This window comes from Anaerococcus marasmi (genome assembly GCF_900290195.1).
In the GTDB taxonomy this organism is placed as follows: Bacteria; Bacillota; Clostridia; order Tissierellales; family Peptoniphilaceae; genus Anaerococcus; species Anaerococcus marasmi.
In genome coordinates this window covers 1,901,514-1,915,603 of the sequence record NZ_OLMF01000004.1, presented here as the reverse complement: position 1 = coordinate 1,915,603, position 14,090 = coordinate 1,901,514, and the positions used below count along the sequence as shown (strand labels likewise).

Below are 14,090 nucleotides of genomic sequence, written 5' to 3'. Positions count from 1 at the left end.
TTTCGACCGAAGCGGAGAAACCTCCCTAGAAATGGTAAAAGTATAATTCTTTTAAGCCTAGAATTATAGCTATTCACATAATTACCGCCATCTCGAACGAATGTGAGAGATCTACAGGCTATTATGACACCTAGATTATGAAAATCAAGTTAGTTACGAAAATACATAAATAAGAAAACTTAATCCAAACACGTCCCAAGGTTCTGTAGACCTCTCGTCGCTTCCTCGTGGAAGCTCTGTCGAGGTGGCGAATTTGAGATGTCTCGACATAAGGGAGATAAGAAAACGAAGTTTTCTCTCTTCTTCCCTTACCTCGACCGAAGTGGAGAAACCTCACTCATTATATTTAAGAGGCAGATAATTATTTACTTTGAAAAAAATCTAAACAATCCTTACACCATCTCGAAGGAGCTACGACTGAGAGATCTACAGTCTGTGATGACATGTAGATCATTAAGATTAAATCATTTACGAAAATACATAAATAAGAAAAACTCAATCTAGAGGTGTCCCATAGTTCTGAAGACCTCTCGTCGCTTCCCCGTGGAATCTCTGTCGAGGTGGCGGGTAAGGAATTTACTCATTTAGTGTCAAATTAATAGCCTCAAGCTCTTAAGTAAATTAGAGTCTGAGGCTTTTTTAATTCAATATAATTTTTCTTATTAACTTAACCTATCCAAGCATTACATCAAGGACCATCATCACTACAAAGCCTGCTGCAAAGCCTATGGTTCCTATGTTGGTGTGGTCTTCTCCTTCTCCTGTGGCTTCTGGGATTAGCTCTTCTACTACTACGTAGAACATTGCTCCTGCTGCAAAGCTTAAGAGATATGGAAGGATTGGGACCATTATTCCTGATAGGAGGATGGTTAGTACTGCTGCCACTGGCTCTACTGCTCCTGAAAGTATGCCGTAGATGAAGGACTTGTGTTTGTTTACTCCAGCCGCTCTTAGGGGCATAGATATAATTGCTCCTTCTGGGAAGTTTTGGATGGCGATTCCTAAGGCTAGAACCATAGCCCCCGCCATAGTTACTGTGCCGTGGCCATATATTGCTCCAGCAAAGCTTACCCCAACTGCCATTCCTTCTGGTATGTTGTGGATTACTACCGCTAGAACCATCATGGTAGTTTTTCTTAGATTTTCGCTTTTGGGTCCTTCTGGTGTGTCTGAGTCTATGTGTTGGTGAGGAATAGCGGAATCTAGGAAAAGTAAGAATATTATTCCTACTATAAATCCTATAGCAGCTGGGACCCAGGCCATCCTTGCCATTTTATCCTCTACCATATCCATGGCAGGCATTAGTAGGGACCAGATACTTGCTGCAACCATTACTCCCGCCGCAAAACCGGATAGGCCCTTTTGTACTCTTATATTTAACTCGTCACGCATTATATAGACACAAGCTGCTCCCAAGCTTGTGCCTATAAATGGGATCATTAATCCTAATATTGCTTGTGCATCCATATTTCTACTCTTGATCTATTTTCCAAATATCAGCTGCGTAGTCTAGGATTGTTCTATCTGATGAGAAGAATCCTGCGTTTGCAATGTTAATCAAGCATTTTCTAGACCAATCTATCTTATCCTTGTAGGCCTCGTTTACTCTTTCGTGAGCCTTAGCGTAAGACTTGAAGTCTTTTAGGAGGAAGTAGCTATCTCCTCTTTGTCCATTTTGTGGTTTAATTAATTCATTGTAGATATCTAGGAACATGTAAGATCCCTCATCTTTGAATTCTCCACTTACTAGACTGTCGACTACATCCTTGATATCTGGGTCTTTGGAGTAGTATTCTACTGGATTGTAGCTATCCATTATTTCGTTTAGCTCTTCTACTGTAGCACCAAATCTGAAGTTGTTTTCTTCTCCAGCGTGGTCGAAGATTTCTATATTTGCTCCATCAAGTGTTCCTAGTGTTAGGGCGCCGTTTAGCATGAATTTCATGTTTCCTGTACCACTTGCTTCCTTACCTGCTGTTGAAATTTGCTCTGAAATATCTGCTGCTGGGAAGAGTTTTTCTGCGTAGCTTACCCTGTAGTTTTCTACAAATACTACCTTTATCTTGTCATTTACGTCAGGATCCGCGTTTACTACTCTTGCAACTTCATTAGCAAGTTTGATCATTCCCTTAGCTCTGAAGTATCCTGGGGCTGCCTTTCCTCCGAAGATAAAGGTTGTTGGAGTAAATTCCATGTCAGGATTTTTCTTAAGCTTGTGGTAGAGATAGATAATGTGAAGGACGTTAAGGTGTTGTCTCTTGTATTCGTGGATTCTCTTGATTTGGATATCGAAGATTGATTCTGGGTCAATTTTTACTCCCTCTGTGTCCAAAATATATTTGGCAAGTTGGTTTTTCTTTGTTTGTTTGATATCCCATAGCTCTTCTAAGACTTTTTCATCATCCTTGTATTTTTCTAGTCCCTTAAGTAGGTCTAGCTTGTACTTCCACTCGTCTGTGCCAAGCTTTTCTGTAATGAAGCTTGAAAGCTCTCTGTTAGCATATACTAGCCATCTTCTTGGAGTTATACCATTGGTCTTGTTGTTAAACATTTCAGGTCTTAACTTATACCAGTGCTTGAAGGTATCAGCCTTTAGGATTTCTGTATGAAGGGCTGCTACTCCATTTACGGAAAATCCTACATAGATTGCAAGATTTGCCATGTGGATTTGTCCGAATCTTTCAATCCTGTATGGGTCGATTTGCTCTTCTGAGTAGCCTTTAGCATTAAATTCTTCTACTAATTTCTCGTTGATTTTCTCGATTATTTCAAGACATCTTGGGCTTACTTCTAAAACTATGTCCTTATCCCATCTTTCTAGGGCTTCTTGGAGGACTGTGTGGTTGGTGAAGGCAAAGACCTTGCTACAAATCTCTAGGGCATCTTCAAAGAAGATTCCATTTTCATCTACCAAGACTCTGATTAGCTCAGGGATAGCCATGATTGGGTGGGTATCGTTTAATTGGATCACGTGATATTTGGCGAAGTTCTTAAACTGTAGGTCTTCTGGGAAGTCTCTCTTGTATTTTTCTATCATATCTTGGATAGAGGCTGAACAGAAGAAGTATTGTTGCTTAAGTCTTAGGACCTTGCCGGCTCTTTGCATATCATTTGGATATAGTACTCTTGTGATATCTTCAGCACGGTTTTTTTCTGCTACTGCATCGTCGTATTCGTAGTTGTTAAACTTGGCGAAGTCGAACTCCTCAAATGGTTCAGATTGCCATAGTCTTAAGGTATTAACCCTGCCGTTTTCGAAACCTACTACAGGCATGTCGAATGGAACAGCCTTTACTTGTTGGTCTCTAAATCTTACGATTTTGGCATCGGAGTCTACTCTGATTGACCAGCCATCTCCATCCTTGATCCAGCTGTCTCCGCTTTCTACTTGGAAGCCTTCTTCGATTTTTTGTTTGAAGATTCCTTCCCTATATCTTACACCGTAGCCTGCTAGATTAATCCCTTGGGTTGCGGCAGAGTCCATAAAACAGGCTGCAAGTCTTCCAAGACCTCCATTACCTAGGGCTGCGTCGTCCTCGTAGTTTTCTATAGCTTCAAAGTCGATTCCTATCTCATCTAGGAGCTCTTTGACCTCGTCATAGATACCTAAGTTAATGAGGTTATTTCCTAAAGATCTTCCTATTAGGAATTCTGCAGATAGGTAATAGGCCTTTCTCTCGTTTCTAGTATTTCTCTTACAGGCTCTCCACTCTTCGTTAATTAATTCCATGATTGAATCGCATAGAGCATTGTATCTGTCCTTATCGCTTGTCTCATCGAAGGATTTTAGGGTAATTCTTTGTAAGTTTTCTACGTAATTTTCAATAAATTTATTCTTTTTCAGTTTGTCCATAATCATATCTCCCATATACTTTTGACATTTCTTTTATTCTTTTCGCTAAATTTTCATCATAGTCGCTGTCTATACTTCTCCACTTCCAGTTGTTGCCAATGGTTGATGGAGAGTTGATCTTGCTTTCATTACCGAATCCAAAGAAGTCTTGGATCTCAAACATTGCTATATCAGAAACAGATGCCATAAGGGCTCTTATAATCTTTGCTAGCTTATCGTCATCCTCATCTAGGCCGAAATACTTATCGATTAGTCCTGTAAGTTCCTCATCTGCCTCATCCAAAAATCCCTTTAGGGTGTCGGAGTCGTGGGTTGAAGAATATACTACAGAATTTCTCTCGTAGTTGTGTGGTAGGTAATTGCTGTCAAACTTCTCACCAAAGGCGAATTGGATGACATTCATACCTGGGAAGTTGTAGTGGTTTTTAAGATCATCAACTTCCTTGGTAATGTAACCTAAATCTTCTGCTATGAAAAGAGCTTCTGGGTAGGTTTTTATAATCTTATCGAAAAGCTCGTAAGGTTTGCCCAATTCCCACTTGCCGTATCTGGCATTATCATCAGTAGCTGGTATTGCATAATAGGCCTCAAAGCCTCTGAAGTGGTCGAGTCTTAGGATATCGTAAAGTTTTAGATTTGCTCCAATTCTCTTAAGCCAGAAGTCATAATCTGTCTTCTTAAGTTTATCCCAATCATAGACAGGGTTTCCCCAAAGTTGTCCGTCCTCGGAGTAAGCATCTGGTGGTGCTCCTCCGACAATGATTGGCTCTTTAGTCTCTGGATCAAGCTTTAAGATATCAGAGTTGACCCAGGCATCGCATGAGTCGAGGGCTACATAGATTGGAAGGTCTCCTATAATTTGAATCTCCTTCCTGTTGGCATATTCCTTAAGCTTCTTCCATTGTTTGAAGAACTCATATTGGATAAAGACATAGAAATCCACAAGCTCTGAGTTTTTCTTCTTAAATTCCTTTAGGGCCTTCTTGTCCCTGTTTTTTAGTTCATCGTCCCACTCTAGCCAACTTACATCAAACTTTTCTCTCTTGATAGCCATAAAGAGGGCGTAGTCTTCTACCCAATCTTTTTCCTTAGTCCTAAATTCCTTAATCTCCTCAGCCGCAAGTTCTTTTGCCTTATCGAAGGCCTTTTCCAGGATTCTGTAGCGGAGATTGTATTGGATGCCGTAGTCGACATATCTTTCATTGTCTCCGAAATTTAGATTGTCAAGCTCTTCTCTTTCCAAAAGCCCATCTTCAATCAGCATATCCAAGTCGATAAAGTAGGGATTGCCGGCAAAGGATGAGAAGGATTGGTAGGGACTATCCCCATAAGAGGTCTGTCCTAGAGGTAGGATTTGCCAGTATTTGATGGCAGCATCTGATAGGAAATCGACCGCCTCGTAGGCCTTCTTGCCGAAAGTTCCTATTCCATAGTTTGATGGAATGGAGAAAATTGGAAGGATAACTCCATTTCCCCTTGCTAATCTTTCTTGTTTTTGCATTATCTCTCCTTAAAATAAATTAAACCAGTATAAGTTCTAAATTGTCTTTCAAAATCTTCTAGGATAAATCTGTAGACCCTTCCCCAGCTAGAAACAACTACTTCATGCTTATCAGCTACTCTGTTAAGCTCGGTGATGCATACTCCGTGATGTTTCATGACAGAAATATCATTAGATAGCCAGTTAATAATTATGGGTGGACTATCTTTCTCCAAGGCTTCTTCTATAAAGGCGATTTTCTTTGTTAGTGGTCTCTTGTTAACCATCGTCTCTGTAAGTGTCTTAGACTCTAGAGAAATACCAAAATCCTCCCTCACCCTATCAAGCCTTCTATCGAGACTCTTTACAGTAGGAACTCCATTGGCCCAGGGTCTTAGAATCCTAAAGAAATAATAGTGGTATTCGTTGTATAGGTCCATGGGAATCTCTCTTTTCCTATGAAATAGATAAAAATAAGCATTAGTCATAGCCGTTACAACACAGGACCTGTCTCTGTAGAACTTCGATACTTTCTTTCTCTCAAGCAAATTCTGGAAACCTCCGTAATAGGTCCTATCCCCGTCTATGACAGGAACAAATTCGCCTAAGGCTGATCTACTTAGCTTCATGGCTATCAATATCCTCCATGGTGTATTTCTCATTCTTCTTTTCTTCGATCATTTTATCTGTAACATTCTTATCCTTAAGCTTATTATCAATAAACTCGTGAAATAGTGTATATATAATAGATGCTACAGGAATACCGACAAGCATACCCCAAATACCGAAGAGTGATCCACCAATTGTAATTGCCGCAAGGACCCAAACCGCAGGAAGTCCGATCTTCTCGCCCGCTATGGCAGGGTAGATAATATTTTCCTGGATTTGTTGGACTATTACATCATAGATTAGGAAAATCAAAGCCTTGATTGGACTTTCCAAAAATATAATAACCGCAGATAGACCAGCTCCTACTATAGGACCAAAAATCGGAATCAAATCTGACACTCCCACAAAAAGCGATATAACTCCAGCGTTGGGGATGCCCATAATAAACATTCCTACAAAGGTTAAAGCAGAAAGGGTAACCACTGCTATAAGCCTTGAGAAAATATAATCCTTAAAGGTGTTATAAGATAGGGATAGGACCTTGTTTAGATAATCCGCTCTTTTTTCACTCATTAAAGCATATAAAATCCTAGTTCCATTTGTCTTAAGCATATCTTTATATATTAGGACAAAGATAGAAAAGACAATAATCGTAAAGATCGAAATCAAAGAAGAGCTTACTGAGTTAAGGACTCCTGTAGTTAGACTAAATAGGTCAGTCTTCTTATCTGTGATAAAATTCATAACAGCATTTCTCACCTCATACCAGCCGAAGGAGTTCACATACTCATAGAACTTATCAGCATAAGGCCTTGTGATAGAGTGACTATTTAAGGTCTCGTAAGTTTCTCTAACAAACTCAGGCCATCTATTGAAGAAGGATAAGATAACTGTAGCAATCCTTGGAATAAGGATATTTAAAAATAAAACCAAGAAACATATAATAAGTACCCATGATACAAATAAAGATAGGGCACTTATCCTTTTCCTATATTTCTTATCTGGGAAGTTCGCCACAAGTTTTCTTTCAAAATAATTCATAGGAATACTTACTAGATAAGCAATCATCCCTCCTATGATAAAGGGTTGTAAGACTCGCCCTACTTTATTGAATCCATCCTTGATAACTGGAAAATACCAGAAGGCAAAAAATAATATAATTCCATAACAAATAACCTTTAATAAATCTCTAGATTTTTTATCTAGCTTTTCCATATCTACCTCCATTACTACCTGATATGTATATTTTACCACAAATAAAAGGAATATGGCGATTAATAAAAAATTGCTCAATTGCACAATTTATAATAAACTAAGAGGAGAGGTGAAATATGAAAACTTGTTATATAATTGGAGGAGGAAGCTTCGACGGCTTCTTCGACGAAATAGGAAAAAATGACCTAGTCCTTGCAGCTGATAGGGGCTATACACTTGCTAAATCAGAAAATATCAATGTCGACTACATCATAGGAGACTTCGACTCATCCAAAAGACCAGACGATATCAACGTAATCGCCCTAAATCCAGTAAAGGACTTTACGGACACCGTTGCTGCGATAGAATTTGCCAAAGAAAAAGGCTTTAGGGAGATTATCATCTATGGAGGACTGGGAGGCAGAGAAAGCCACACCATATCAAACATCCGCACTATCTACCATTACCAAAAACAAGGAATCAATGTAAAACTAAAATCGAGATCTAAGGAAATATTTGTAGTAGATGATAACTTCTCCTATACTTACAAAAACCACGACTTCTACGTATCAATATTCTCCCTAAATGATAAGACCAGACTTACAATTAAGGGACTCTACTACGAACTAGAAGACTACAAAATGAAAATAGACGATGCCCTAGGAGTATCAAATGAAACAAAGAAAGAAGATTTTGAAATAGGGGTAAAAGACGGGGCTGTAGTTGTGGTATTTGAGGATAAGGATTGCTAGGAAAAAACTCCCTCCACTGCAATTGGTGTAAAGGAATAGGTAGGGTGTGTGAGCACCTCTCATCCCTTATCCCGACCCTACTCTCATCCCTTATCCCGACCCTAGTGGAGGGATCTCATGAGATAATTATCTGTATAATTAAGATAATTCCTAGCTTCGCCAGCTCGACAAAGCTTCCACGGGGAAGCGACGAGAGGTCTACAGAACTATGGGACATGTTTGAATTGAGTTTTTCTTATTTATATATTTTTGTAAATAACTTAATCTTTATAATCTACATGTCATCACAGACTGTATATCTCTCAGTCGTAGCTCCTTCGACGGTAGCTTGCGGGCTCAGGTCAAATACCTTCACCTCGCCAAGCCTCGATTAAGGAGTTTCATCAGTTCGTTAAACTCACTGTGACAACTCCATTAGAGATGGTGTAAGGATTGTTTACATTTTTTTCAAAGTAAATAATTATCTGCCTCTTAAATATAATGAGTGAGACCTCTCCACTTCGGTCGAGGTAAGGGAAGAAGAGAGAAAACTTTGTTTTCTTACCTCCCTTATGTCTAATGGTCCTGGCCACAATGAACTATTGTAAACACGATAGAAGCTTGGTATACATTACCCCTTATCTCGAGCGGAGCGAAGCGTAGTCGAGAGATCTCATGTAGTAATTTTTATTTTTAATTATGAGATATTCCTTACTCGCCACCTCGAAGGAGTGAGCGACTGAGAGGTCTACAGAACTTTGGGACATGCTTGGATTAAGTTTTCTTATTTATGTATTTTCGTATTTTCGTAAATAGCTTATCTTCATTATCTATATGTCATCATAGACTTAAGATCTCTCACATTCGTTCGAGATGGCGGAAACCTTGTTTTGATTTATTCTCAAAGTATAGGCAATTATTCTACGATACTGTTAATTTATGAGACCTCTCCACTTCGGTCGAGGTAAGGGAAAGAGAGAGAAAACTTCGTTTTCTTACCCCTTATGTCGAGCGTAGTCGAGACATCTCTCCCCCCCTCCACCTCGACAGAGCTTCCACGGGGAAGCGACGAGAGGTCTACAGAGCCTTGGAACGTGTTTGGCTTGAGTTTTTCTTATTTATGTATTTTCGTAAATAGCTTAAACTTAATAATCTACATGTCATCACAGACTGTAGATCTCTCAGTCGTAGCTCCTTCGAGATGGTGTAAGGATTGTTTAGATTTTTTCAAAGTAAATAATTATCTGCCTCTTAAATGTAATGAGTGAGACTTCTCCACAAGGTCGAAATAAGGGATATGTGGAAAAAAGATTTCTTCAGTTCTATTCATGACTTGAAGGCCCCTGCACACCCTTATATCGAGCGGAGCGAAGCGGAGTCGAGATATCTCATTGGATTTCATCGATTAACTCATCTTCTTACCAATCTTTTCCTTGTCCAAACTTTCTAGGTAATCTGTAAGTTTTGGGAGGATTTTCTCTATTGTTCCATCATCGATGGACTTTCTAGGCCTACTTCTCTTAGGGCTTCCTTGGAATTTATTTAATCATTATTATACTCTAATAAACTATAATTAAAATACAAAATATCCTATAAATATTAATATAATTGTATTTATTCCTTAAATTATTTATCATTCTAATATTAGCTAAAAATATCCAAGAGAAAACTCCAAGCTGGAGAACTTGGAGTTTTGGATTAATATATGGTAACAATCTGTCTATTTATTTTTATTCTTCGTCTTTGTTCTTCTTGCTGACAAAGAGTCCACTAGCAGCTGCGATTAGTCCTAGTGCTGCACCTGATATTGAACCTACACCTGTCTTAGGGTTACCTTTCTTTCTAGTAGGTGTTTCTTTTCTAACTTCCTTCTTAGCTTCAACTACTGGAACTTGAACCTTGTTATCCTTCTTATCTTCTGAAGTTTCTGATTTACCTGGTTTTTCAGGTTTTTTAGGTGTCTCAGGAGTTTCTGGTTTTTCAGGATTTTCAGGTTTGTCAGGTGTCTCAGGAGTTTCTGGTTTTTCAGGATTTTCAGGTTTTTCTGGAGTCTCAGGAGTTTCACCTGGTGTTTCTGGTTCAACTGGCTCAGAAGGTTCTAGTGGTGTCCATGGGATATCTGGGGTTTCACCTGGTGTTTCTGGCTCAACTGGCTCAGATGGTTCTAGTGGTGTCCATGGAATATCTGGAGTTTCACCTGGTGTTTCTGGTTCAACTGGTTCAGATGGTTCTAGTGGTGTCCATGGTGTTTCTGTTCTTTCGTAAACATAGGTGATTTCTTGTTTTACACCTGGTCTATACTTACCCTCTGTAGTTTTTCCTTCTTCATCAAATGTTGGATTTTCTACTGGGTTTTCTGTTCTTACAAATTTGAATCCGTCTTTTTCAGATTTTCCAGTTGTGTAAGTCATGTCTTTTGTTCCACCACTTACTTTTCCATCTACTACTTCACGTCCTATCTCTTTACCGTCTTTATCTTTTGTGATGTAGATGTGGTGTTCTTGGAACTTACCTGTTTCTTCGATTGGTGTCCATTCACTTTCTGTTTTTTCGTATACATAGGTGATTTCTTGAGTTACACCTGGTTTGAAGTTGCCTGTTGTTTCTTTTCCATCTTTATCATAGCTTGGGTTTTCTTTGGCATCTTCTGTTCTTACGAATTTGAATCCGTCTTTTTCAGATTTTCCAGTTGTGTAAGTCATGTCTTTTGTTCCACCACTTACTTTGCCGTCTACTACTTCACGCTTGATTTCTTTTCCGTCTTTATCTTTTGTGATGTAGATGTGGTGTTCTTGGAACTTACCTGTTTCTTCGATTGGTGTCCATTCACTTTCTGTTTTTTCGTATACATAGGTGATTTCTTGAGTTACACCTGGTTTGAAGTTGCCTGTTGTTTCTTTTCCATCTTTATCATAGCTTGGGTTTTCTTTGGCATCTTCTGTTCTTACAAACTTGAATCCGTCTTTTTCGTCTTTGCCTGTTGTGTAAGCCATGTCTTTTGTTCCACCACTTACTTTTCCATCTACTACTTCACGTCCTATCTCTTTACCGTCTTTATCTTTTGTGATGTAGATGTGGTGTTCTTGGAACTTACCTGTTTCTTCGATTGGTGTCCAAGGTTTTGCTTCTTCTTTTTGATAGATATATGTTACTTCTTGTTTGGTATCAGCAATGTATGCTGCTTCTTTTTCGCTTCCGTCTTCGTTAAATTGACCGCCGTTTGATGATTTTACTTCGATTAGTTTGTAACCTGCTCTATCTTCTTTTGATGTCTTGTAGTTTTCTTTTTCTGTTCCTTCTGTTACATCTTTATTTACTTCATCATCTTTTACGATTGTTCCATCTAGTTTCTTTGTTTGGTAAATGTGATGTTCTTGGAATGAACCTTTTTTTGCTACTTCTTCTTTTTGATAGATGTATGTTACTTCTTGTTTTGTATCTGCAATGTATGCTGCTTCTTTTTCGCTTCCGTCTTCGTTAAATTGACCGCCGTTTACTGATTTTACTTCGATTAGTTTGTAACCGTCTCTATCTTCTTTTGATGTTTTGTAGTTTTCTTTTTCTGTTCCTTCTGTTACATCTTTATTTACTTCATCATCTTTTACGATTGTTCCGTCTAGTTTCTTTGTCTGGTAAATGTGATGTTCCTGGAATGAACCTTTTTTCTCTACCGGTTTTTGTTTTTGATAAATATAAGTTACTTCTAACTTTTTGCCATTTACATAGTTTCCTGTTGTTTCTGCACCTTTTGAATCGAATTTTACTCCTAGTTTTGCAGACTCATCATTTGTTGCCTTTACTTCTGTAAGAGTGTAACCATCTCTATCAATCTTAGATGTTTTGTAAGAATCTTCATCAATACCTTTTGTTTCATCTTTATTAACAGTATCATCTGTAGTTAAAACATTTCCCTTTTCATCTACTGTTTGGTAAATATGGTGTTCTTGGAATTTTCCACTTGTTATATCTCTTTCATAGATATAAGTTACTTCTTTTGTTTTGCCAGGTTCGTAGTTACCACGAGCAATAGTACCATCTGTATTATATACTGGGTTTTCTACTAATTTATCTGTATCAACTTTTACAAATTTAAAGTCATCAATTACATTTTTGTTTGTAAAGTATTTGTTGTAATCGTAACCTTCCATTTTGTTTGAATGAAGAGTAAATGTCTTGTCTTCTTGAAGTACGCCATCTACTTTTGTTTTGTAAACATGGTGTTCGATGAAGTAACCAATTTTATCGCCTTGTGCTTCAGTATCTCCTTTAGTCGTTACAATACTATTGTCCATAATGTGGAACTTACTTCCATCACCATAAAAAGTTGCTCTTGAATATACATTGTTGCCTGTTTTGCTTGGAGCAGCTATTGATTTAACAGTAATGATATATGGACTGTCGATATTATTGCTACGAAGATTATCATCTGAATTATCTGCGAATACAATTTCAATACCGCCATCTCTGAAAGTGGTCTTAACCATTGTTGGTTCATCAGTTTCAACTGGGTTTTCTATAATAGCATCAGGTACTTTAGTGCCAGCAGGAAGTTTTTGTACTGTTACAGTTGTATCTTTATCTGTATAATTTACATCAGATTTACTTCCATCAGGTGTAATTCCATCTATAAATGCTGCAACTTTACCTGTGGCCCAATTTCTTGTAGATGTTGTAATAGTTTTTGAATCAGGGTTTATATAGAATACTTGAGTGTATTCACCGGTTTCAGGGTCAAATTCTGTAAATTGACTCACACCATTTAGCTTATCCCCAGTGTAATATGGGTCGCCATATTGGACATTAATATTATGTTCATCTACTGTATCTCCTAATGCAATAGAGATTTTTTCATCTGTTGTGTTATTAGGAACTTTTGTCTTATCAATATAAGCAAAACCCTTTACAGATACTACTACATTTCTTTGATCTTTGATGTTTTCGTTGAAAGTATATTTGATTGTACTTCTACCAGTTCTAATACCATCAGCAACAACTTTTCCATCGATTTCAATTGGATATTCTTTTTCGTGGTCAGGTTCGATTCCCTTTAAAGATAGGTTATCTGAAAGGTCAATTGTAAAGTAATCTCCTGCAATTGTTCCCTTTGGAGATGTGAAGAAAACTTCCCAACCTACTGCTTCACCATTATCTGGCTTTATAGTTCCTTTTGTTTCGTGTCCTTCTTCTGTTAAGGCAACATATTTGCTTTGAACATCGTTAGATATGTCTTTTGGTTCTCTATTTTCATCAGATGGAGCTGCAACAGCTTCTGGTTTAGCTTCCTCAGACATTCCAAGTGTATCTGTTTTTTCTGAAATCTTTTCATCAACTAATGTTTGTGCGTTAAGGCTAGAATCAGCTTCTAGTTTATTAGCTATTTCTTTTTCGATTTCTGCTATTTCACTATCAGTAAAGCCAGCTTCTTTTAGAGCTTGTCTTTGGTCTTTTGTTAGGCTGAAAGCTTCTTTGTCTTCTACAACAGCTTCTTCTGTTGTTTCCTTTTCTGTAGGAGCTCCAGTGTTTTCTGTTGTTTCTGCTGGTTTTTCTTCTTCAGCTGGTGCTGGAGTTTCTTCTTCAACACTTCCTTCAGCTGGTGTTTCTTCTTTATTTTCTTCTTCTAAATTTTCCCCACTTGTAGTCTCTGTTTCAGCAGATTCTTCAGCTACAGCTTTTTCGCTATCAAGTTCAGCTGCTTCTACTGAGGATGGAGATACTAAGAGTGCGTAACCTAGCATGCAAGATACTAATCCTATTGATAGTTTTCTTGTAGCGTATTTAGGTTTTCTTATTGAGCCTTTTTGTTTTTTGTACTCAATAATTCTATTAAATTTGTTGTCCATTTTTCCTCCATAAATAATCGACAGGCCCAAAACCCCATATATTAGAGTCTGTCCTAGTTACATTTATCATAGACTGCGTGTTCGCAAAATGTCTTATAATTATTCTATACCCGATTATTTTCATTTCAAGCTTAATCATTGAATTTTTAGTTATATTTATCAAAATCAAAGATTTTCCCAATATATATAAAACTTAGCTACATAAGCATATTTCAACAATTCACCTCTTGCATACACTAAATTGATAAAAGGAAAATGTTATATCTTTAACTTTTTTTATCAATCTTTTTCATTACTTCTGTTTTATTGCCGATATATTTCATAGTCTTTTTTGTATAATTATTGTATAATAAGCATAAAAATAGCGTTCTATTCACTAGAAC

General features: G+C 37.7%; 7 protein-coding genes. 1 reads left to right on the top strand and 6 read right to left on the bottom strand.

Going from position 1 to position 14,090, the window contains the following annotated elements; genetic code table 11:
- Positions 1 to 672: 672 nt before the first annotated feature.
- From C7D97_RS09540 to C7D97_RS09520, 5 genes are read right to left on the bottom strand one after another with little or no spacing between them, the layout of a single operon-like run.
- The gene (locus C7D97_RS09540; RefSeq protein ID WP_105301801.1) at positions 673 to 1,467 is read right to left on the bottom strand and encodes a ZIP family metal transporter; all 795 of its coding nucleotides are present in this window, start codon (positions 1,465 to 1,467) and stop codon (positions 673 to 675) included.
- A 4-nt stretch (positions 1,468 to 1,471) separates the two neighbouring features.
- Positions 1,472 to 3,853, bottom strand: a complete 2,382-nt coding sequence (locus C7D97_RS09535) for a glycogen/starch/alpha-glucan phosphorylase (protein ID WP_205408065.1) — start codon at positions 3,851 to 3,853, stop codon at positions 1,472 to 1,474.
- Positions 3,831 to 5,354, bottom strand: coding sequence for a 4-alpha-glucanotransferase (gene malQ / locus C7D97_RS09530; RefSeq protein ID WP_105301800.1), 1,524 nt, complete (start codon positions 5,352 to 5,354; stop codon positions 3,831 to 3,833). The genes C7D97_RS09535 and malQ overlap by 23 nt, the downstream gene beginning before the upstream one ends.
- The gene (locus tag C7D97_RS09525; protein ID WP_105301799.1) at positions 5,354 to 5,962 is read right to left on the bottom strand and encodes a hypothetical protein; all 609 of its coding nucleotides are present in this window, start codon (positions 5,960 to 5,962) and stop codon (positions 5,354 to 5,356) included. Before C7D97_RS09525 ends, malQ begins: the two co-directional genes overlap by 1 nt.
- Positions 5,949 to 7,157 (bottom strand): AI-2E family transporter, encoded by a 1,209-nt coding sequence (locus C7D97_RS09520; protein WP_105301798.1) that lies wholly within the window; start codon positions 7,155 to 7,157, stop codon positions 5,949 to 5,951. The genes C7D97_RS09525 and C7D97_RS09520 overlap by 14 nt, the downstream gene beginning before the upstream one ends.
- 116 nt (positions 7,158 to 7,273) lie before the next feature.
- Between C7D97_RS09520 and C7D97_RS09515 the strand changes: the two genes are divergently transcribed.
- Positions 7,274 to 7,888 carry a thiamine diphosphokinase gene (locus tag C7D97_RS09515; RefSeq protein WP_105301797.1) on the top strand — a complete coding sequence of 205 codons (615 nt, stop codon included), beginning with the start codon at positions 7,274 to 7,276 and terminating at the stop codon, positions 7,886 to 7,888.
- Positions 7,889 to 9,597: 1,709 nt separating this feature from the next.
- Here the strand turns inward: C7D97_RS09515 and C7D97_RS09510 are convergent.
- Positions 9,598 to 13,707 carry an Ig-like domain-containing protein gene (locus tag C7D97_RS09510; protein ID WP_105301796.1) on the bottom strand — a complete coding sequence of 1,370 codons (4,110 nt, stop codon included), beginning with the start codon at positions 13,705 to 13,707 and terminating at the stop codon, positions 9,598 to 9,600.
- Positions 13,708 to 14,090 lie beyond the last annotated feature (383 nt).

Coding starts and splice junctions, on each gene's coding strand:
- C7D97_RS09540 (WP_105301801.1), bottom strand. CDS start 1,467: ATGGATGCACAAGCAATATTAGGATTAATGATCCCATTTATAGGCACA.
- C7D97_RS09535 (WP_205408065.1), bottom strand. CDS start 3,853: ATGGACAAACTGAAAAAGAATAAATTTATTGAAAATTACGTAGAAAAC.
- malQ (WP_105301800.1), bottom strand. CDS start 5,354: ATGCAAAAACAAGAAAGATTAGCAAGGGGAAATGGAGTTATCCTTCCA.
- C7D97_RS09525 (WP_105301799.1), bottom strand. CDS start 5,962: ATGAAGCTAAGTAGATCAGCCTTAGGCGAATTTGTTCCTGTCATAGAC.
- C7D97_RS09520 (WP_105301798.1), bottom strand. CDS start 7,157: ATGGAAAAGCTAGATAAAAAATCTAGAGATTTATTAAAGGTTATTTGT.
- C7D97_RS09515 (WP_105301797.1), top strand. CDS start 7,274: ATGAAAACTTGTTATATAATTGGAGGAGGAAGCTTCGACGGCTTCTTC.
- C7D97_RS09510 (WP_105301796.1), bottom strand. CDS start 13,707: ATGGACAACAAATTTAATAGAATTATTGAGTACAAAAAACAAAAAGGC.